Genomic DNA, 19329 nt, shown 5'->3' with positions numbered 1-19329 from the left:
AAGGGGCCCCGTTGGACAGTAGTCCGGCGGGGCCCCTTGGTGCTCTGACGGCAGTAGTTGACGGCAACGTCAGTGGACGGGTGCTGCACAAAGTGGTGGTTCGTCGCCGTCGTCGGGCCGAGTGGCGGGCTCGGCAGGGTGGCGGAGGGCGTTGCTGAGGAGGTCGATGGCGTCGCGCTGGAGGCGGAGGCGGACGTGGGCGTACACGGTGGCGGTCACACCGATGTGGGCGTGGCCGAGGAGCTCTTTGATGACGACGAGTTCGACGCCCTGTTCGAGGAGGAGAGTGGCCGCCGAGTGGCGGAAGTCGTGGAAGCGGATGCGGCGGAGCCTGGCCCGACGGAGCAGGGTGTTGAAGTGCCGGGTGAGGGTGGCTCCCTCGATCGGGGAGCCGTCGGGCCGGGTGAAGACGGAGCCGCTGTCCTTCCAGCCCGTTCCCGCAGCCTCGCGTTCTTGGCTCTGCTGGTTCCGGTGCTGTTCGAGGGAGCGCAGGCACTCGGTGGGCAGGGCGATGCGGCGTTCGGAGCTCTGGGTCTTGGTGGGTAGGGCGGTCAGGCCGCTGGAGTTGGTGCGTTGGAGGGTGCGACGGATGCTGGCGGCTCCGCCGGCTAGGTCGAGGTCTTCCCAGCGCAGGCCGAGGAGTTCGCCCTTGCGCAGTCCGGTGCGCAGGGCGAGTTCGAACAGTGCGCTCAGCCGGTGCCTGTCGGTGGCGGTCAGGAACTCGCGTGCCTCTTTGACGGTGAGGGGTTCGAAGCGGCGGGGGCGGGGTGTGCCCATGCGGACGTTGCGAGCGACGTTGCGGGGGATCTCCTCTTCGCGGACGGCATGCTCCAGGGCGGATTTGAGCACGGAGTGCACGTAGGCCAGGGTCAGCGGGGACAGCCGCTTGGAGCAGCACTTCCCGACCGCGCAGCACTGCGGCTGGTCGCGGGCGGTGTCGAGGCCGCGTGTGCAGCACTGGCAGGTCATGCGGAGCTGGTCAAGCCAGGTGCGGACGTCCTTGGCGGTGAGCTTGGCGAGCTTCTTCTGGCCGAGGCCGGGGATGAGGTAGAGGCGGGTGACGGCGGTGTAGCGGGTGTGGGTGTTCTCGCGGAGCCGGTGGACGGCGACGGTCTCCAGCCAGTAGGTGAGGAACGCTGCGACGCTGCCCTGCGCAGAGACCACGGGGAGGCCGCGGTTGCTTGCCGCGATTTTCTCGGTGAGCTTGGCGAGTGTTTCCTTGCGAGTGGTTCCGTAGACGCGGACGCGCTTGCTGGTGTTGCCGGGAGCGAGGACGTAGCCCGCGGCTTCCCAGCGGCCATCCTTTCGCTGGTAGACGGTTCCGTCGCCGTTGGCGCGGCTGCGACGGGAGGCCGGAGTGTCGCGGGGTGGGGTCATCAGGCTGCTTCCTGTTCGAGTCGGGTGCGGATGAAGTCGTTGAGGGCGTTGGCGGGGATGCGGCGGGCGCGGCCGAGGGTGACGGAGGCGAGCTGCCGGGTGCGGAGGAGGTCGTAGACGGCGGAGCGGCCGAGCTGGAGGCTGGCCATGACCTGGGGGACCGTCAGGAGGTCCTCGCCCGCACGTGGCCCCGGGCGCGTGGTCATCAGCAGCCGCCCTCTGCTGTGAACTGCCGCTCCAGTTCTCTGCGGTGCCAGACGGTGGCGGCGAGGAGTTGCGCGCCGGGGCTGTAGCCCGAGCCGTGGTAGGCCCAGTGGCCGATGACGAGGGTCGTGCTCGGGTCGAGGTCGGGCAGGCCGGCGTGTGCACGGGCCTGTTCGGTGCGCCAGGCGCGGCGGGCGGCGCGCAGCGCGCTGAGGGTGACGGAGTAGCAGCGGGACTTGGTGGAGAAGTGGCCTCGGAAGCCGAGCATGTGCGCCCACTTCCAGAGCTTGAGCGCTTCGAACTCCGGGCGCTTGCCCAGTTCCCAGCAGGTGCGGATCATCTGCCGCACGTGGCGTTCGACGGCGAGGCGGGGAAGTGGCCGGGCCTGTCCGGTGCCGCCGCAGGCGGTGCACGTGAGCGGGGTTCCGTGGCCGGTCAAGGTCATGCCGCGTCCCTGGCATGGGCGGCAGAACAGCGCGCGGTCGAGAGCACCGGATGAGTCGGCGGACTTGGTGGCGTACTTGGCCACGTAGGCGGCGACCGCGTGATCGGTCAGCTCGGTGTCGGTGCCGAAGGCGGCGATCTCGCGCACGTCGAGCTGTTCGCCCCAGGCGAGTTCGCGTTCTCCGACCGCGTCCGAGACGACGCTGACCGAGACGCGGGCGGCGGCCCGGATGGCGTCGGCGAGCATGGTCACGGTGGCGGACGGGGGCGGGGGCTGGGTGCTTCCGTCCGGGCCGTCGAGGCGGATCACGGCGTGGAAGTGGACCAGGCCGCGCTTCTGGTACTCGGCGACCTTGGCGAAGGAGACGCGCAGCACCGCGCGGGCCGCCTTCTGCGTGAGTCCGAGCCGGGCTGCGATCTCACGGCGCAGGTAGATCGTGAACCGCGCCCACAGGGCTCCGGCGTGGGCGTTGAACAGCACCGCGCCCGGGTAGTCGTAGGTCTTCGGGTCCAGCGGCGTGCCGAGCAGCGCTTCCGCGGGTTCGTGGCGCTTGCCGCAGCGGCAGGGCCGCAGGACGCCGCCCGCGTCGGTGGGGCGGTTGTGGACGGGGCCGAAGGACGGCGCGGTGAGCGTGGCGCACACGCGGGGGTGGGTGCGGACGGTGTCCGGCACGCTCTTGCCGCCGTTCAGGCCCGCCCGGATCAGTTGGAACGTGTCGGCGGCGTAAACGCGGGAGCAGGCCGGGCAGCGCGAGGCGCGGCGGTTGCCGCAGGCCGTCAGCAGGCTGCCCGTGGGCTCGTCGGCCGTGGTGTAGGAGCGCAGTACCTCGCCGGTTGCCGTGTCGATGGTGGTGGTCTGGCCGAGCAGGCGGACGGGTTCTGTGCAGCCGCCGAGGCGGTCGATCTGCTGGTGTGCGCGGTCGAAGTCGGGCTGGTTGACCAGGTGGATCAGGTCCCGCAGGGCGGGGCTTGCCACGTGGCGCAGGTCCAGGGTGACCATGTCGGGGCATGTCCCTTCTGTCGGGTGGGAAGGCCCCGAGCAGCAACCAGCCATTCAGGAAGGCGTGTTGGTGCTGCTCGGGGCATGGGAAGCCGAGCCCGGTCGGCGGGGTCGGTCAGGTGGGGAAGGGGCCGGCGGGGCTCAGGCGGAGAGCTGAGCGTGTGCGGCGGTGGCCAGCGGCAGCGTGACGCCCAGGCGGGCCTTCAGCTGACCGGGCGTGATGTGCTCGCCCTGTTCGGCGTGATGCGTCTCGGCGATGCGCCGGGCAGCGATCAGCAGGGCCTCAGGGACGGCCGGGAGCGCGGCGGTCGCGGTCCTCTTGGCCGGCACGGGAGCAGGCACGGGCTCAGCGGTGACGACCACAGCCGGGGCAGGCGCCGGCCCGGAGGGCGGTGCAAGGATGGGTTCCGGTGCGGGGTCGAGTGATGCGATCGGATCCGGCAGGTGGTCTACGGCCGGAACCGGGACGGGGGCCTGTGCCGGGTTCGGGGCGCTCAGGGTGTGGAAGTGGCGGAGGAACTGCGGGCCGACCTGGCCCCAGCCGAGCAGCAGCAGCGGGGCGACCGCATCGACGGCGGCACGGCCGTAGTGTCCGGCTACCACGGGCTCGGCGACGTTCAGGGCCAGGGTCAGCAGGCCGCACAGGTGCATCAGCCGTGTCGCGGCGGTCAGTTCGTCCTGTGGGACGCCGCGCAGGGACAGCAGGCGCAGACCGACGAGGAGCCCGATCACGGACAGGTCAACCATGGGGGCGATCAGCGGCGCGACCGGGTGGGGCACCCCTAGGCGCAGGGCCAGTGCCCAGACGTTGCCGAAGGAGAACACGAACGCCAGCAGGGCGATGACCGCCATGACCACGGTCACGGTGAGCTGTGTGAGGCGATCCTCGGCCATCAGGCCAACTCTCCTTTCTTGATAGCGAGTTACATGGGTCGTCAGGCCGCTTCGGTCATCAGCGTGTCGGCGTCGTCGTCCATGAAGGCGGGCTTCCAGTCGACCGGACCCGGGTAGACGTCGAGATACGCGGCCGGGTCCTCGGCAAGGTGGGCGGTGTCGTCGGCGATCCGGGCCGCGTCGGCGTCGGCTACGTACGGGGTGCGCACGCGGGTGAAGCCCGGACGGCCCTGCACCCCCATCGAGGCCACCCCGACATAGGCCGGGTCCTGGAGGTTGACCGGGTTCGCGTCCGGCCAGTTGCGGATGTCGTCCCCGAGCGCGGCCACGGAGGCTTCCGCCGTCTTCTGCGCGAAGGACAGCCCCAGCGGGCACACGTCCCGGATGAACGTCGGGATCGCGTCGCCGGTCGCTTTCTGGGTGGCCAGGATGACCATGATCCCGACGCTGCGGCCCTTCTTCACCAGGTCCTCAACCAGCCGGGCGTTCTCCGCCGACAGGGCCGCCAGCTTCTTCGTCTCGGCGTCGTTGCCCTTGTACTCGCGGAAGTAGGTGTGCGCTTCGTCGATGATCAGGACCGTCAGCGGCCAGATGCGGGACGGCCCGACGTGCCACATGTTCTTCACGCCCAGGACGGTGCGGATGGACGAGGAGCGGCCCCGTCGCAGCTTCACCATGCGCTTGAACAGCGCGTTGGCTTCCGCCAGGTCGTCACCCGCGAAGGCGAACAGGCGGGGCGTCAGATCGGCGTAGTCCCCTTCGTAGGCGGTGGAGACCTTGCCGTCCGCCACGGCGAACTGAACCGCGCTGGAGGGGGCGAGGTCGCAGATGAGCTTGTTGATCAACGAGGTCTTGCCGAAGCCGGGCAGGCCGGCGACGGTCACGCCGGGAACGTTCGCCAGCGGCAGGCTGACGTCGTCGGCGTACTCGTCCAGCCCAAGCCCCCACGTATCCAGGCTCCTGGGCACCGTGCCCGTGGGGACGTGCTTGGTCGCCGTGATGAGCGGGTCCAGGCGCACGGCCCGGATCACCACCCGCCCGGGACCGTCCGGCAGGACGGACACCCGCGTGCAGCGCCAGGCGTCGGCGAGGAAGCGCGCCGACCGCTGAAACTCCTCCAGCCCCACCTTGGGCAGGCATTTGGCCCGCACCACCACCCCGAACCGGTCCGGCTTGACCTTGATCCGAGGGACCAGAACCCGGGGCGTGGGTGTCTCATCCTCGCGGCTGACCAGTTCGGCGAGGAACGTCGGCGTCTTGTCGGTCACCGACAGGCCCGCCATCTTGGCCAGCCGCTCCCACCCGAACCGGATACGCACCCCCTGCCGGATGCTCGCCCGAGTCTCACGATCGACCCGCAGGTAGCGGACCACGCTCACCATGGCCCACAGGGCCGCCAGGGCGAGGAGCGCCCCGATCGCGGCCGGGGCGACCTCGTTCACGTCCTTCACTTCACGCCTTCCACGTCGTAGATGAACCCGAGGGCGAACCGGCCGTTGGCGCGGTCGGAACGGGCAGCGGGTGCGCCGACGTCTCTACAGTGCAGATCACTTGACCGTGTCCAGGCGGCCCGCCCGGTAGGCGATGCCCTCCGAGAGCTGGCCGTTGAAGAGTCGGGCCCACGGGGTGGCGAACAGGTCCACCGGCCGCACCATGACGCCCGGCTTGAGCCCGTCGGGAAGACCGGACTGGGGGACGGTGAGCTTCATGATCTCCGCGCGGCCCTCCTCCATGAGCATCACCGTGACCGTGAACAGGTGCTCGCCCGTCTCGCGGTCGGTGGCGATCTCTCCGGTCTGCGGGTCCTTGATCTTCGGTGTGGCGTCGGTGCCCGTCATGCAGACGGCAGAAGGCAGCAGTCCGACGCGAATCCTGGTCATAGCCATGGCAGTTCCCTCGTTCGGAGGTCGCTTGTTCGACCTGCCAGAACCCTAGCCGCACAACTGAAACAAGCGTAACAAGCAATACACATGGAACATGCACTGGTATCGATACAGTCGAGACAAGTCCCCCGCTTGTGTGTCATCTGTGCTAGGGGCCGCTACCCTCGGAGGCATGACGCTGCCGTTTGAAGAGGACTCCCGGCCCCCGTATATGCAGGCCGCCGCTGCCCTGCGCGCCGAGATCCTTGAAGGCCGGCTGGCCCCCGGGGACAAGCTCCCGACGGCGCGCGAGCTGCAAGACAAGTACAGGCTCGCCAGCTCGACCATCCAGAGCGCCCTACGCGTGCTCAAGGACGAAGGGCTGATCTACTCCGTTCAGAGCCGGGGCAGCTACGTCCGGCAGCGAGCGGGCTCAAAAGCCAAGCCTGGTATCGAAGTTGTCAAGAGAAGGTCGGTCGTTGTCGAGGCCATGAGCGACGCCATGGATGACTTCATGCAGACTCTGGGCTTCAGTCAGGAGTTCATTCACGCCGGGCGCCCGGAGCGGTCCTATCTCGTCCAAGGGCAGCCTGGCCCAACCTCCCAGAATCCTGTGGAGGCCGTAGGGGAGAAGGCGACCTCTGAGCAGACGACGGCCGAGCGGATCAAGGAACTGACCGAGGACGAGCTGACTCAGCAGGCGGTTGCCCTGATCGGCGAACTCCGGCGCCTTGAGGAGATCTACCAGAAGGCCCAGGACACGGCCCGCCTGCTCGCAGAGGAGCTGTTCCATCGGCGGGAGGCTCGGGAGCACCAGACCGAAGAGCCGCACACGCCTCAGTGAGGGCTCCCACCGCCCGCCAGGACCTCAGCTCTACCTTCACCGGACGACTGGGGGCACTGGATTCCGAGAAGGTGCCAGCCGCGCGCAGCAGCTCCAGGCGTATCCGCGGTGGCGAGGAAGACTGGCAGAGCCGGTAGAGCCGGAGCTGTTCAGAGTTTCTTTACTGGATCAAGGCGGCCCGCTGTCGCCGGGCCGCGCGCGCTCCGGCCCGGCGGGGCCGCCGCCCGCTCCTGTCTCCGCCCCGCTCAGCGGCGCCCCCGCCCGTCCGGGCGCGCAACACCAGCGAGAGCAACGCAGTCCGCAGAGCTCTACCTCACCCCAGGCCCTCCCTCCGAGGGACCAGGGGGCCGAGGACTGGTGCGGCGCCGTCGTGGTGAGAGGTTGCGGGTCGTGCCCCTCGCCGGCCGGTCCCCGGAGGCGTGCCAGGAACCCCCGGGGACCGCCAAGGCCGAGCGCAAGCGTCACCTGGTGAGCCTTGGCGGCCCCCGGAGAACCCTGGTCCGGCGAAGCGGCCCGACCGACGAGGGACCCGTCCCGCTCAGGCCCGCAGCCTGCCGGAGGCTCCGGCGCCGCGCGTGGCGGTGAGTCACCATCTCGGGTGGGTATCTGCCCGGAGAGCCCGGTCAGTTCGCCCATCAGGCGTACCGTGGCGCTGGAGGTGGTGAGCTGATGACGATGGAACTCGCGGACAACGTACGGAAGTACCGGCGCCGCTCCGGGATGAGCCAGGAGGAGCTTGCCCACGCGGCGGGCCTGTCCCCGGCGACCGTCCGGAAGGTCGAGCAGGGCGGAACGGTCCGCATGGAGACGCTGCACGCGCTGGCCCGTGCTCTGGGCATCCCCACGGCGGCACTCGTCGCGTCCGACGCACCGGAGCCCGTGGGACGGGCGGAGGAGCCGAACCGGCTCAACCTCATCCAGCTTCGCGCCGCGCTCACCCCGGCGGTGGGGCTTGTGGACCAGGACGCCGAGGCCGTGGGCGAGGAACCGAACCTGCGTGCCTACGGGCGGACGGTTCGGGACGCGCGGGTGCTGTACTTCTCCGACAGCTACAAGAGCGTCGCCGCCCAACTGCCTGGCCTGTTGCGGGATGCCGCGCGCGCCGTCGCCTACTACGACAGTGGCGAAGAGCACCGGCAGGCTCTGCTCGCCCGCGCGGAGGCGTTGCGCCTGGCCGGCACGTATCTCACGCAGGTGAGGCAGTACGACATCGCCTACACGGCGTTGCGAGGAGCCATCGCGGACGCGCGGGAGGGCGGGGACCTGCTCGCGGCCGGTTCCGGAGTCGGCTGCATGTGCTGGCTGCTGGTGCGGCAGGGCCGGCTGGAGGAGGCGGAGCGGATCGCCACCCAGAGCATGGACGTGGTGGAGCCGAAGATCACCGGCGCCGAGCCGGACCACTACGCGGTGTGGGGAGGGCTGGCCATGGAGGCCGCCGCCGCGGCGGCACGCAACAACCGCCCGGACGAGGCCAAGGAGTACCGCAAGGCGGCACGGGTGGCGGCAACCGCCGTCGGCACGGCGCACCGCAACGTCTCCCGACACTGGTCCGTCTTCGGACCGGTGACCGCCGCCATCAAGGCACTCGAAGACTCCATGGTCGTCGGCGACGCCCGCGCCGTGGTGCGCAAGGCGGGCGAAGAGGTCGAGCTGTCGCCGAAGGCGTGGAAGCGACTGGGCAGGCCCAGCACGAACGACGGGAACCGCTTCACCCTGGACATGGCGCGCGCCCACACGCGAACCGGAGACCTTTCGGCGGCCATGGACGAGCTGACCCGCGCTCGCGAGGCCGCCCCCGAGTGGCTGAGGCACCAGAACTCGGCGGCCGAGACCATGCAGGAGATCCTGAGCAAGCGCAAGCGCACCCTGACCAGCGACATGCGCGAGATGGCCGCCCACCTGGGCGTCGTCGGATAGGCGCTACGCAGCGTGGCAGTTCGCGAACCTTGCGCTGCTATCTGCCCTACTGGGTACGTGGATTGACGTGTAGTCAGGTCGTTACGGTCGCCGTGTCCTGTTCCAGTGACCGAGGCCGGAGATCCACTGTGGGTATGCCGAGGAGCGACGCGGACCGCCTGCGTCGCAGGGAGTTGCACGAAGCGGCGTCGGGCATGGCGGGACCCCGCCTGCTGCCATGGACCACCGAGGACGGGCGCCCCTGCTACCTGAGCACCGACGGCAAGGGCTACATCTCGACGCTCGCCGACGGCATCGAAACCGTGCAGCTCGGCATGGGCCAGGAGCTGCTGGAGTACGCCCGGGGCATCCTGGCCCCCGGAGCCAAAGCGCAGTCGGCCATCGAGTACCGCTGGCTCGCCCGCCGGCTGACCGAGGCCCTGTCGGACGCGCTCAGGGTCGCCGATTCGCGCGGAGAGCGCATCCCAGCGCCACGGGAGGAGGCGGCCGACGAGGGTGAACCTGCGAACGCCAGCCCCCTTGATGGGCACGGGGAAGACTGATGGGCAAGGCCACCCGCTACCGCTTCCGCGAGTACCACGTGACCACCGCGACCGACCCCATGGCACTGCCGACCTTCGAAGCCGTGTGCGTCACCGGCGAAGAACGGGACTGCGCTGCCGCGTCCGGCGAGCTGCACACCCCCGATGAGCTGACGCGCTGGATCGCCGGCCACTGCGCGCAGACCGGCCACCAGTCGTACGAGCAGACCACGCGCACCATCGTCCGCGCCGAGCCCGGAGCTTGGCAGTAGGATCACGCGCGCGGCCGACGACAGCACTACTGGTCTATACCTCTGACGGCAGTGGCGACGGCAACAACCACGGACTTCGGCGCACATCCATGGACACCGACGGACCGTCAAACCGCCGCTGACCTGCGAAAAAGCAGGTGGAGAGGGGCCGCGTAGCACACGTACTATGTGCTGGCGGGGGCCACGCCGGTACTGGTTCACAATTGCGGGGAGCCTTACGACGAGGTTGCGGCTGGCCTTGGAAGTCACATCACAACGGGTCAGGTTGTTGACGCCGCCGGAACCAAGATCGGCGCGCCAGTGATGAGTGGAGAGACTGGATCCTGGAGGGAGATTGCGGACTTCCTTGCGGATTCCCCTAATATCACAAACCCCCGTAGTGGACCGCATGCCGCAGCCACGCATGTTGAGGCAAAGATCGCATGGGCGATGAGGGGTCGCCCCGAAGTGACAAGCGCGGATGTGGTGATCAATAACCCCAAGGGTGTGTGCCCCGTTCCATTTGGATGCACGGCAGCGGTCCCGGCGATTCTGCGGAGCGGTCAGACCATGCGAGTATTCTATCCAGGGGCAACCGAGCCGGTGATCCTTAGAGGGGTTGGTTAGACTTGATTCTCAATGCCATGATCAATCGCAAGTGGCACTACGCCGAGACGTGGCCTGAGATGGCACTTCTGATCGATGAGGCCATCAAGAACCTCGAATCGGAGAGCAATTCCCCGTACTACAGCCCGGGGGATGATGCACGTTTCATGTTTTCCGACAGGCGTTACGCCGGTGGCACTGACGCGCCAAACAACTTTCTCCATGTCGCAGTCAACTCATTGACTGGCTTTGGGGCCCTAATCTGGTTCGTCAGTGACGATCACCCGGTTAGGGGTGGGGTGTTTGACCATGTCTGGGTATCGGACAATCTGAACCCGCCGAGCTTTGACCCGCGAGTTGTATCCGATCCGGGTGAACCAAGGTTCCACGACCCGAGAAGCTGCCTGCCGATCTCCGAGGTGTGCGTAGCTCTTGAAGAGTTCAGTCGGACGGGCACGGGAAACCGTCCAGAGTGTATTCACTGGGTTCGCGGATACATGAACGGATATCGTCTCCCCGAAGGTGAGTAGCAAATAGAAGTGGCCCCACCGGATTGTTTCCGGTGGGGCCACTTGGCGTCTTGACGGCAGTAGTTGACGGCAACGTCAGCGGACGGGTGCTGCACAAAGCGGTGGCTCGTCGCCGTCGTCGGGGTCGGTGGCGGCCTCGGAGGGCTTGCCGAGGGTGCGGCCGAGGAGGTCGATGGCGTCGTGCTGGAGGCGGAGCCGGACGTGTGCGTAGACGGTGGCAGTGACGCCAATGTGGGCGTGACCGAGGAGTTCCTTGATGACAACGAGTTCGACGCCCTGTTCGAGCAGGAGGGTCGCAGTCGAGTGCCTCAGGTCGTGGAATCGGATCTGCCGGAGGTGAGCACGGCGGAGCAGGGCCTTGAAGTGGCGGGTGAGGGTGGCCGGCTCAATGGGGTGACCGTCGGGCCGGGTGAAGACGTGGCCGTTTTCCACCCAGCCCGCGCCGGCCTTCTCCTTCTCCTGGGCCTGCTGCTTGCGGTGGGCGCGGAGTGGGAGCAGACAGGGGGCCGGGAGGGCGATGCGGCGCTCGGAGCTGACTGTCTTGGTGGGGAGGGTGGTCAAACCGCCGGTGCGGGTGCGCTGGAGGGTGCGGCGGATGCTTGCGGTGCCGCTGCCGTGGTCGAGGTCTTCCCAGCGAAGGCCGAGGAGTTCGCCCTTGCGGAGTCCGGTGCGGAGGGCGAGTTCGAACAGCGCGTGCAGGCGGTGGCCCTGGGCGACGGTGAGGAAGGTCCGGGCCTCATCGGCGGTGAGGGGTTCGAAGCGGCGCGGTCGGGGTGTGCCGGTGCGGACGTTGCGGGCAACATTGCGCGGGATCTCCTCCTCCCGGACGGCGTGCTCCAGGGCAGACTTCAGCACGGAGTGGATGTAGGCGAGGGTCAGCGGAGAGACGTCGGCGAGCAGGGTCACGGTGGCGGACGGTGGTGGGGGCTGGGAGCTGCCGTCCGGGCCGTCGAGGCGGATCACGGTGTGGAAGTGGACCAGGCCGCGTCAGGCCGAGCCTGGCGGCGATCTCACGGCGCAGGTAGATCGTGAAACGCGCCCACAAGGCTCCGGCGTGGGCGTTGAACAGCACCGCGCCCGCGTAGTCGTAGGTCTTCGGGTCCAGCGGGGTGCCGAGCAGCGCGTCCGCGGGCTCGTGGCGCTTGGCGACACGGCCGGAGGGCACCGCCGGCATCGGCGGGCTGGTTGTGGACAGAGCGGTGAGGGGGCTCGCTCGCTCCATACAGCCGACTGCGAAGGCGCAGATCCAAAGTCTGCCCACGGGCGGATTGGCCAGTGCCTGCCGAGAATCCGCCGAGTCGTCGACGAGTTTCTTCCACAACCCCGTTGACGGTCAGTCGATGCCCAGGGGCCCGATGCCCAGGTCGGTGCGCATGAGGTCGCGCATGTGGGCCATGGCCGTGCGGCGGGCGGCGAGGAGGGGGGCGTCGGTCGGGGAGCCGACCGGGGCGCCGGTGGCGTAGGCGTCGCGGAGGTGGCGCAGGGAGTGGAAGGCGTCGTTGGCGGCCGCGACCACGGCGGGTGGGCCGACCAGCCAGAGGCGTTCGCTGGCGGTGTAGAGGCCGGTGGCGCGGAAGGCCTCGCGGACGGCGGTGTCCCGGGCCGCGTCGGAGAGGTAGTCGCCGAGGGCGACCGCGCGGATCTCCTCGCCCGCCGCCTTGAGGGCGGAGACGTACGCCGTGTACGCCTCGCGCCGGACCTCCAGGGTGTGCCGGGCCTCCTCGCGGCGCCAGCGGTTGCGGTCGGCGAAGAGGGTGGCGGCGATGCCGATCGCGGCGCCGGCGAGGGTGGAGAGCAGGGGCATCCAGTCCATGCCGTGCAGCCTGGCCGAAGCCGCGCCGACGCGCCAGGGTCGGCCCGTGACCGGGAAGGTGGGCGGTGGCGGAGGCCGGTCAGGCGGTGGCGGCGGACGGGCCGGCGCTGTCGCCGAACTGGCCAGGCCAGGGCTCCGACGGGCAGACGAAGGTGCCGGTGACCATGAGGGGCTCCGGTGGCGCGTCGGGGTCGAGCACGGGGGTGAGGTCGATCACGACGTGCTTCAGCACGAACGTCTCGCCGTTGCGGGCGATGCTGCCCGGGAGTTGACCGGGCCGGCTGTCGCCGCTGCGCGCCTTGTCACCCGTGCCGGTTGACAGGTACACCCGCCGGTTCGGAGTCTCCGTGCCGGTGACCGAGAAGGTGAGTTTCTCGTGCCCTTCCGCCGGCTTCGTCACGACGTACAGCGTGGTGTCGCCGGTGGGACCGGGGCGGCATCCGATCCTGTCGACGGCGTAGGTGACGTCCGGTGTGCCGGAGACGACGAGGGTGTTGAGCGCCTGGGTCGGGGTGCCGGCGGTCGCGGTCGTGGCGCCGGAGCCCGTGCAGCCGGTGGCAAGTGCAGACAGGAAGGCAAGAGTTGCGGGGCCGGCCCAGCACTTGGTCGATCGCATGGGCGGACGTTACATGATCGCGGGCTCGCGCCGCTGATGGATTCTCGTCGGTCAGTCGGTGGCCCGGAGGTAGGCGGCCGTGAGTTCGCGGAGGCGGGTGGCGGGGAAGGACGGGCCGTGGCCCGGGTGGATCAGGGCGATGTCGAGGTCGGCGAGGAGTTGCAGGCTGCGGCGGTAGGTGGGGATGTCGGATTCCGGGAGGTCGTCGATCAGGTCGCCGTCGTAGATCACGTCGCCGGAGTAGAGCTCGCCGGTGTGTTCGTCCAGCAGGGCGAGGCAGCCCGGGGTGTGGCCCGGGAGGTGGAGGACGGTGAGGGAGCGGTCGCCCAGGTCGATGCGGTCGCCGTCGTGGAGGTGCTGGGTCAGGGTGATCGGCCCGATCCGGTAGGTGGCCGGGTCGTAGTCGGGGTACGGCAGGGCCTTGAGCAGCAGTTCGGGCAGCGGCGCGCCATCGGCGGGGATGCCCAGCTGCCGGGAGAGCTCCGCACCGTAGAGGCTGGCCGGGACGCCCCGCCCCAGCAGCTCCGCGGCGGCCGCGTGGGCGGCCCGTGAGCGGAACTCGGGCGCCCCGCCGACGTGGTCCAGGTGCGCATGGGTGAGCACCAGCAGCGGATCCCGCGCGAAGAGTTGCGGCAGCGCCGCCCGCAGCGGGACGACCCCCAGCCCCGCGTCCACCACCAGGTCGCGGTCCGCCCCGCGCAGCCACCACACGTTCGCCGACAGCAGCGCGCGGACCTTCGGCTCGGTGATCCGGACGACCCCGCCCGCGCTCTCGCGCTGCTCGTACCAGTGCCCCATGCGGACCAGTCTGCCAGGGCGGGCGAAGATCGGGGCCAGGGGGAGGAAGCGGTTCTCCCGCCGGCTGGGCTCTGGAGGGGTGAGGAGGTGCTCATGGGAGAACCGAAGAACGGCTGGGACGGGGAGTTCCAGGAATTCATGGTCGGCGCCTGGCCGCGGCTGCTGCGGACCGCCTACCTGCTGGCGGGGGATCAGCACGCGGCCGAGGACCTGGTCCAGTCGGCGTTCGAGCGGGCCTTCGCGGCCTGGGGCCGGGTCCGGCGGGCCGAGGACCGGTACGCCTACGTGCGGCAGATCCTGGTGAACCAGCACGCCCGCCGCTTCCGGCGCCGACCACCGGAGTTGCTGGTGGACGCCGTGCCGGAGGCGCACAGCCCGGAGGACGGCTTCGCCCGCTCCGACGAGCGGGCCGCCTTGGTGGCGGCGCTGGCCACGCTGCCGCCGCGCCAGCGTCAAGCGGTGGTGCTGCGCCACTGGGAGGACCTGAGCGACAGCCAGGCCGCCGCGGCGATGGGCTGCTCGGTCGGGGCGGTGCGCAGCCAGGCGGCGAAGGGGATCGCGCGGCTGCGGGAAGCAGCGGCGCCGAAGGAGTCCAAGGTCATGACCCACATCGGAGGTGCAGTGTGAACACGGACCCGACGAACACGGACGCGACGAACGCGAGCGGACCGCAGACCGACTGGGTCGGCCTGGGGCTGGCGCAGGCCGTGACCGAGGTGCGGATCGGACCGGTGCCGGTCGGCGCGGCCCTGGCCGGCGGGCGCCGGTTGCGGCGCCGGCGGCGGGCCCTGGTGGGTGCGCTCGCGCTGAGCTCGGCGGTGGTGCTGGCGGGCGGGGCGGTGGCGGGTCTGCACCAGGTGTCCGACAGGGGCGCGGCAGCGGCCGTCATCGCTCCCGCGGCCGCGGGTCCGACCGCCACGGCGGCGGTGCGCGACCCGCTGACGCCCGTGCGGACGGTGCTCGCGCAGGGCAGCACCGCGGACGGGAAGCAGTGGAAGGCCTGGGCGGCGCTGTGGCCGAAGGCCGATCGGGAGCGGTCGATGCAGCAGGCCCAGCTGGTCTGGCAGGAGCGGCACGCCGCCGACCCGGAACTGGCCGCCCCGACCGCGGAGTTCGTGCAGCAGTACTGGCAGCCCGACGAGGACGTGGTGAACCTCTACTTCACCCTCGACGGCGTCCGCCTCGCGAACGACAGCACCGGCTCGACCCCGGCCCCGTCCTCGCCGCACGCCGGCACCGCCGGTTCGCCGGCCGGGGTGCTGCTCGGCCACCTGGGCAAGGGCGACACCGTGGCCCCGGTCGATCTGGCCGTGCTGCAGGTCGGGTCCGAGGTCGGCAGGATCGTGGTGACCTGGCAGGACGGCAGCAACTACGAGCCGCCGCTGACCGCCCTGGCGGACTCCCCCGCGCACTGGGTCGCCGTGCCCAGGCCGCCGGGGCGGACTGCGAAGCAGTGGCAGTTCTACGACCGGAACGGCACGCTGCTCTCCACCGATCCCGCCGGCCTCCTCCACTGAGGACCGCCGGAGCAGCGCGGCGCCGGGCGGTCGGCCGACAGGAGCCGTCCACCCGGCAGCCGCGGCGGTCCACCCCGGACAAGCTACGCACAAACGGTGATTGACGGTCCATCAGTTCCGGGAGGAGCCTCGTTCCGGGGGTGCCGACGTGGTGCGCCCGGATCCGTCGACAGCAGAGATGAGCTGGTGCACATGACGACCGCCGCCCCGCAGTGGCCCGGTGAGTGGCAGGGCGAGATCCCGTCGATCCGCAAGGACAACAGCGCCTTGGGGCCGTCGAACTCCCTGTTCAAGAAGGCCCTCACGATCCACCCGCCCCTGGCCGGTCTGGCCGACGCCTTCGTGGCCTGCCTGCTGGACCCGAACGCCACGCCGGGCGACGCCAAGACCCTGCTGATCGGGATGAACGACGCGCTCGTCGACCCGGCGAAGATCGCCAACGTACCGCTCGCCACCCAGCAGAACGGCGGCTACCGGCGGCCCAGCGCCTTCCCGCTGCCGAGCTACACCGCCGCCCTGGAGTACATCGCCGCCAAGGCCCTCTGGCAGAACGGCCACACCGAGTTCCTGCCGTGGCCGTTCGACGACATCGCGCTCAAGCCCGACTTCGCGATCCGGGGCAAGTGTCCGGCCAACCCGGGCGCGGACGCGGGAGCGTTCTACAACCTGTGCACCGAGGTCGCCGACACCCTCAAGGTCGGGGGCACGAAGACCACCGCCGACCTGGTGAACAGCCTCTACTCCGGCATCACCGGCAAGCTGGGCACGTACCCTACGAAGCACGTGACGGTGTTCCTCGACGCCTGCGACAACCCGTGCCTGTACAACGGCGGCCTGCTCAACTTCAACCGCCCGAACCTCTGCGCCACCCTCACCGCGAAGATCGCACAGGAGCTCAACCCCGAGCTCAAGCCGCGCCTGCTCTCGGTGTTCGTGCTCTTCCCGGACTGGCACCTCGAGCAGCTGCCGGCCAACAGCTGGCGCTGAGCCCCCGGCCTCCGCGAGCCGGCCCCGCCGGCCCCGTACCCGCACAGCCCCTCGCCCCGCCGCGAGGGGCTGTCGCGCGTCCGGGGCCGGAACCGTACGTACCGGAAAAGTGAGCAGGTCCACTCCGCCGGTTCCGGTCCGTCGCATTTTCGACGGTCTGTCGGTCGACAGACCGTCATGAACCGTACGTCAACGGACCGTCCAGAATCGGGGCCTCCGGAACGCAGGTCGAAACCTGCTTGCGGCGCCCGGACACGCGGGGTTTGGATGGCCGTGGCACAACCGAGCAAACGCACGAACTTTCGTGCACGGGGGGAGAGTTCTGCCATGTCTGCAATATCCAGGAACGTGCTGGTGATGGTCGCGGTCGGCGCACTGACCGCCGGTTCCGTCCTGATGGCCGGCGCGAGTGCCGAGGCCAAGGACGGCGGCGGCCCCGCGCGGACAACCGACAGCGCCGTGCTGGCGCACGCGAAGAAGGTCGCCCCGCTCAACGCCGTGGCGAACGCGCTGGGCGAGCAGGGCCGGGGCCGGTACGCCGACGTGTACGGCAACCTGTCCGTGGACGAGAACGGCCGCACGGTCACCCTCTACGCGATCGGCGCGGAGCAGGGCCGTAGGATCGTCGCCGCGGCGAAGGCCGCCCACCCGGAGATCGACACCTCGCTCGTCAAGGTGGTCGTCTCCCCGCACACCAAGAAGAGCCTGGACGCCCAGGTCCAGCAGATCATCAAGGCGACGTCCGCCTCCGGCGCCGCCGACCTGGAGGTCTACTCGGTGGCGGTGAACCCGGACTCGTCCGGCATCACCGTGTCCGGCCGGGGCGACAAGCTGGCCTCCATCACGAGCCGGATCCAGGCCGGCCAGGCCTCGATCGCGGCCGCCGCGCCCTCCGGCCAGGGCGGGACGGCGCAGGTCGAGGTCGTCGCCGGCGAACCGATCCACGGGTCGTCCTGGCGCTGGAACGACGGCGTCCCGCAGATCGGCGGCGACGTTCTGATCGGTGATGCCCACCTGAACGGGTACGCCGCGCAGTGCACCGCCGGTCTCGCCACGGAGGACTCCAACGGCCGCGACTACCTGGTCACCGCGGCGCACTGCTTCCGCAACGGCTCGACCGTCAACGGCGAGGGGGGCTCCAACCCCGGCCAGTTCACCTACAGCCGGGGCGACTGGATCGGCCAGGTGGTCAACACCAACGACCACTGGGACGCCCAGCTCATCGACACCGGCGGCTACAACGGCTCCGGCAGCAACTCCGACGAGGCCGACCAGCCCGACGGCAAGTGGTACTACGTCAAGGGCACGGCCTACTCCTACAACGGCCAGGCCGTGTGCCAGGACGGTGCCCGCTCCTACTACAGCGGCCACGGCGTGCCCTGCAACATCAGCGTCAAGAACGACGACATCACCTACAACCTGACCTGGAACGACGGCTCCGTGCACAGCGTCCGCGGCGTCCAGGGCTACAACTCGACCTGGGCCGTCACGGAGGGCGACTCCGGGGCCGCGGTCTTCACCGTCACCAACAACACCGACCGTGAGGCGCGCGGCATCGTCTCCGCCCTGGCCGGCAACCAGTGGATGTACTGGACCGAGGCCCCCGACATCCTCGGCGGCTTCGGGCAGCACCTGAACCCGCACGTCTGATCCCTCGGCCACACCCGAAGGGGCGTACCGGAACCGGTACGCCCCTTCGGGCGTCCAACCGGCCCGAGCAACCGTGAAGGAGCCCCGCGTGAAGAAAGCCCTGTTCCTCGTTCCCCTGCTCGTCCTCACCGCCGCCTGCGGCAGCACCACCACCACGGCGACAGGCTCGAAGAGCCCCGGAGCGGCCGAACCCACGACCACCTCGCCACCGATCGAGCGGCAGCAGCGGACCCTGGCCTGCGGCACCACCATCGCCCCGCCGCTCATGGAGTCGGTGGACGGCGACCCCGTGCGGTTCACGCTGACCTCGGCTGCCGTACGGGAGAGCGGCGTCGCCGTCTCCTACCGGATCACCGCCACCGCACCGGAGACGATGCTGTCACTGCCGATCGGCGAGGTCCCGCCGACCGCCCTCGTGCTGAAGGACGGCAGGATCGTCGCCACCGAGACCCCCGGGAAGCCCAGCGTCGAGCCCGCTCCCGCGCTGGGCTTCCCGGTCGGCAAGCAGCCCTACGAGAAGGATCTGACCGTCGACCGGGCCTGCGAGGGAACGACGTTCAAGGACGTGCTGGCGCATCCCGACCGGTACCGGGCGGTGGTGGTCATGTCGGTGCAGAACGCCGGCATGCCCAAGGACGCCAAGAACCCGCTGGTACAGGCCTCGCGGGCACTTCAGCCCGGGACGGCCGGATAGCCGGCGGGTCACCAGGACGGCGTGGCCGGGAGGTCCGTCAGGAGTGGGGGAAGTCGCCCGCGCGGACCCCGGCGACGAAGGAACGCCAGGCGGCGGAGGGGAAGACCAGGGCGGGGCCGTCGGGGTCCTTGGAGTCGCGGACGGGCATGACGCCGTCGAAGCCGTCCGCGACCTCGACGCAGTCACCACCGTCGCCGGTGCTGTAGGTGCTCTTCCGCCACGAGGCGGCATTCAGATCGGGTGCGGTGTTCATGGTGCGCAGTGCCTCCATCGCCGAGCGGATCCTGGCCAGCGAAGAGCTGTCTGACAGTGACTCACTTAGCAGGAGATCATAGCGGTAGGACCACTCCGCATAGCGGGCCGGATCATCGACCAACTGCCCTCGGTGAATCCCTTCGGTGTAGATCACGTCGGGCTCGTGCGGCAGGGTCAGGAGCGTGAAGCTCTGGTCGAATGCCGCGCATGCACCCGTTCCGAACGGCGCGACCCTGATGACGACGTTCGGCAGCCTGGCCATGCGGAGCAGGTGAATTAGCTGGCGTCGCATCACCTCGGGCCCGCCGTAGTTCCTCAGCAGGACACCCTCATCGAGCACAACCAGCAGGCGAGGTGCGTTGTCGGCTGTCAGGAGACGCTGACGAGCCAGGCGAACGGCGACCCGCTCGTCGATCACCTCCGGACTTGCCAGGGGGTCCAGGCCACGGAAGAGAACCCGAGCGTAGTCCGCGGTCTGCAAGATGCCGGGCACCAGTTGGACCTGGAACTTGCGGATGATCGTCGCCTCCGCCTCCAGCCCCGCGTACC

Annotated in this window: 21 protein-coding genes and 2 pseudogenes; 11 read left to right on the top strand and 12 right to left on the bottom strand. The window is 69.9% G+C overall.

The window, feature by feature from the left end:
* Positions 1-69: 69 nt before the first annotated feature.
* The 6 genes from AB0K43_RS01825 to AB0K43_RS01800 all read right to left on the bottom strand — a co-directional run bounded on the left by AB0K43_RS01825 (position 70) and on the right by AB0K43_RS01800 (position 5805).
* Complete coding sequence (locus AB0K43_RS01825; RefSeq protein ID WP_363634654.1) at positions 70-1377, bottom strand: site-specific integrase; 1308 nt, start codon at positions 1375-1377, stop codon at positions 70-72.
* On the bottom strand, positions 1377-1583 hold the full coding sequence (locus tag AB0K43_RS01820; protein ID WP_363634652.1) for a helix-turn-helix domain-containing protein: 207 nt from the start codon (positions 1581-1583) through the stop codon (positions 1377-1379). The genes AB0K43_RS01825 and AB0K43_RS01820 overlap by 1 nt, the downstream gene beginning before the upstream one ends.
* Positions 1583-3025: a replication initiator gene (locus AB0K43_RS01815; protein WP_363634650.1), complete on the bottom strand. Its 1443-nt coding sequence runs from the start codon at positions 3023-3025 to the stop codon at positions 1583-1585. The genes AB0K43_RS01820 and AB0K43_RS01815 overlap by 1 nt, the downstream gene beginning before the upstream one ends.
* Positions 3026-3166: 141 nt before the next feature.
* Positions 3167-3919: a DUF2637 domain-containing protein gene (locus tag AB0K43_RS01810; RefSeq protein ID WP_363634648.1), complete on the bottom strand. Its 753-nt coding sequence runs from the start codon at positions 3917-3919 to the stop codon at positions 3167-3169.
* A 41-nt stretch (positions 3920-3960) separates the two neighbouring features.
* A complete protein-coding gene (locus AB0K43_RS01805; RefSeq protein WP_363634646.1) occupies positions 3961-5370 on the bottom strand; it encodes a cell division protein FtsK in 1410 nt (469 codons plus the stop codon).
* A gap of 96 nt (positions 5371-5466) precedes the next feature.
* Positions 5467-5805, bottom strand: coding sequence for a hypothetical protein (locus AB0K43_RS01800; protein ID WP_363634644.1), 339 nt, complete (start codon positions 5803-5805; stop codon positions 5467-5469).
* Positions 5806-5974: 169 nt separating this feature from the next.
* Here AB0K43_RS01800 and AB0K43_RS01795 point away from each other — a divergent pair, with 169 nt between their 5' ends.
* The 6 genes from AB0K43_RS01795 to AB0K43_RS01770 all read left to right on the top strand — a co-directional run bounded on the left by AB0K43_RS01795 (position 5975) and on the right by AB0K43_RS01770 (position 10450).
* Positions 5975-6625 (top strand): winged helix-turn-helix domain-containing protein, encoded by a 651-nt coding sequence (locus tag AB0K43_RS01795; RefSeq protein ID WP_363634642.1) that lies wholly within the window; start codon positions 5975-5977, stop codon positions 6623-6625.
* Positions 6626-7294: 669 nt separating this feature from the next.
* Positions 7295-8542 (top strand): helix-turn-helix domain-containing protein, encoded by a 1248-nt coding sequence (locus tag AB0K43_RS01790; protein ID WP_363634640.1) that lies wholly within the window; start codon positions 7295-7297, stop codon positions 8540-8542.
* Between the two features lie 134 nt (positions 8543-8676).
* Entirely contained in the window at positions 8677-9084 is a 408-nt protein-coding gene (locus AB0K43_RS01785) for a hypothetical protein (RefSeq protein WP_363634638.1), read from the top strand.
* On the top strand, positions 9084-9335 hold the full coding sequence (locus tag AB0K43_RS01780; protein WP_363634636.1) for a hypothetical protein: 252 nt from the start codon (positions 9084-9086) through the stop codon (positions 9333-9335). The genes AB0K43_RS01785 and AB0K43_RS01780 overlap by 1 nt, the downstream gene beginning before the upstream one ends.
* Positions 9336-9503: 168 nt before the next feature.
* Positions 9504-9941 (top strand): DddA-like double-stranded DNA deaminase toxin, encoded by a 438-nt coding sequence (locus AB0K43_RS01775; protein WP_363634634.1) that lies wholly within the window; start codon positions 9504-9506, stop codon positions 9939-9941.
* Between the two features lie 17 nt (positions 9942-9958).
* Entirely contained in the window at positions 9959-10450 is a 492-nt protein-coding gene (locus AB0K43_RS01770) for an Imm1 family immunity protein (protein ID WP_363634632.1), read from the top strand.
* A gap of 75 nt (positions 10451-10525) precedes the next feature.
* On the opposite strand, the pseudogene AB0K43_RS01765 reads toward AB0K43_RS01770, so the two are convergent.
* The 5 genes and pseudogenes from AB0K43_RS01765 to AB0K43_RS01745 all read right to left on the bottom strand — a co-directional run.
* Positions 10526-11338, bottom strand: a pseudogene (locus AB0K43_RS01765) (site-specific integrase); the annotation flags it as partial.
* A pseudogene (locus tag AB0K43_RS01760) lies at positions 11339-11567 on the bottom strand (replication initiator); the annotation flags it as partial.
* A gap of 216 nt (positions 11568-11783) precedes the next feature.
* Complete coding sequence (locus AB0K43_RS01755; protein WP_363634630.1) at positions 11784-12263, bottom strand: hypothetical protein; 480 nt, start codon at positions 12261-12263, stop codon at positions 11784-11786.
* A 79-nt stretch (positions 12264-12342) separates the two neighbouring features.
* Entirely contained in the window at positions 12343-12879 is a 537-nt protein-coding gene (locus tag AB0K43_RS01750; protein ID WP_363634628.1) for a hypothetical protein, read from the bottom strand.
* A gap of 51 nt (positions 12880-12930) precedes the next feature.
* Complete coding sequence (locus AB0K43_RS01745) at positions 12931-13677, bottom strand: MBL fold metallo-hydrolase (protein ID WP_363634626.1); 747 nt, start codon at positions 13675-13677, stop codon at positions 12931-12933.
* Between the two features lie 93 nt (positions 13678-13770).
* Here AB0K43_RS01745 and AB0K43_RS01740 point away from each other — a divergent pair, with 93 nt between their 5' ends.
* From AB0K43_RS01740 to AB0K43_RS01720, 5 genes are all read left to right on the top strand, one after another.
* Positions 13771-14304 carry a SigE family RNA polymerase sigma factor gene (locus AB0K43_RS01740; protein WP_363634624.1) on the top strand — a complete coding sequence of 178 codons (534 nt, stop codon included), beginning with the start codon at positions 13771-13773 and terminating at the stop codon, positions 14302-14304.
* The gene (locus AB0K43_RS01735) at positions 14301-15194 is read left to right on the top strand and encodes a hypothetical protein (protein WP_363634622.1); all 894 of its coding nucleotides are present in this window, start codon (positions 14301-14303) and stop codon (positions 15192-15194) included. The genes AB0K43_RS01740 and AB0K43_RS01735 overlap by 4 nt, the downstream gene beginning before the upstream one ends.
* Positions 15195-15386: 192 nt before the next feature.
* Positions 15387-16181: a hypothetical protein gene (locus tag AB0K43_RS01730; protein ID WP_363634620.1), complete on the top strand. Its 795-nt coding sequence runs from the start codon at positions 15387-15389 to the stop codon at positions 16179-16181.
* 327 nt (positions 16182-16508) lie between these two features.
* Entirely contained in the window at positions 16509-17831 is a 1323-nt protein-coding gene (locus AB0K43_RS01725) for a hypothetical protein (protein ID WP_363634618.1), read from the top strand.
* 88 nt (positions 17832-17919) lie between these two features.
* A complete protein-coding gene (locus AB0K43_RS01720) occupies positions 17920-18525 on the top strand; it encodes a hypothetical protein (protein ID WP_363634616.1) in 606 nt (201 codons plus the stop codon).
* Positions 18526-18562: 37 nt separating this feature from the next.
* Here the strand turns inward: AB0K43_RS01720 and AB0K43_RS01715 are convergent.
* Positions 18563-19329 (bottom strand): DUF397 domain-containing protein (locus AB0K43_RS01715; RefSeq protein WP_363634614.1); only part of this gene is annotated, 767 nt, incomplete at its 5' end.

The sequence above is a fragment of the Kitasatospora sp. NPDC049258 genome, assembly GCF_040678895.1.
Lineage (GTDB): Bacteria > Actinomycetota > Actinomycetes > Streptomycetales > Streptomycetaceae > Kitasatospora.
Note: the sequence above shows the minus strand (reverse complement) of the source record. Positions and strands in the feature narration are given on the sequence as shown.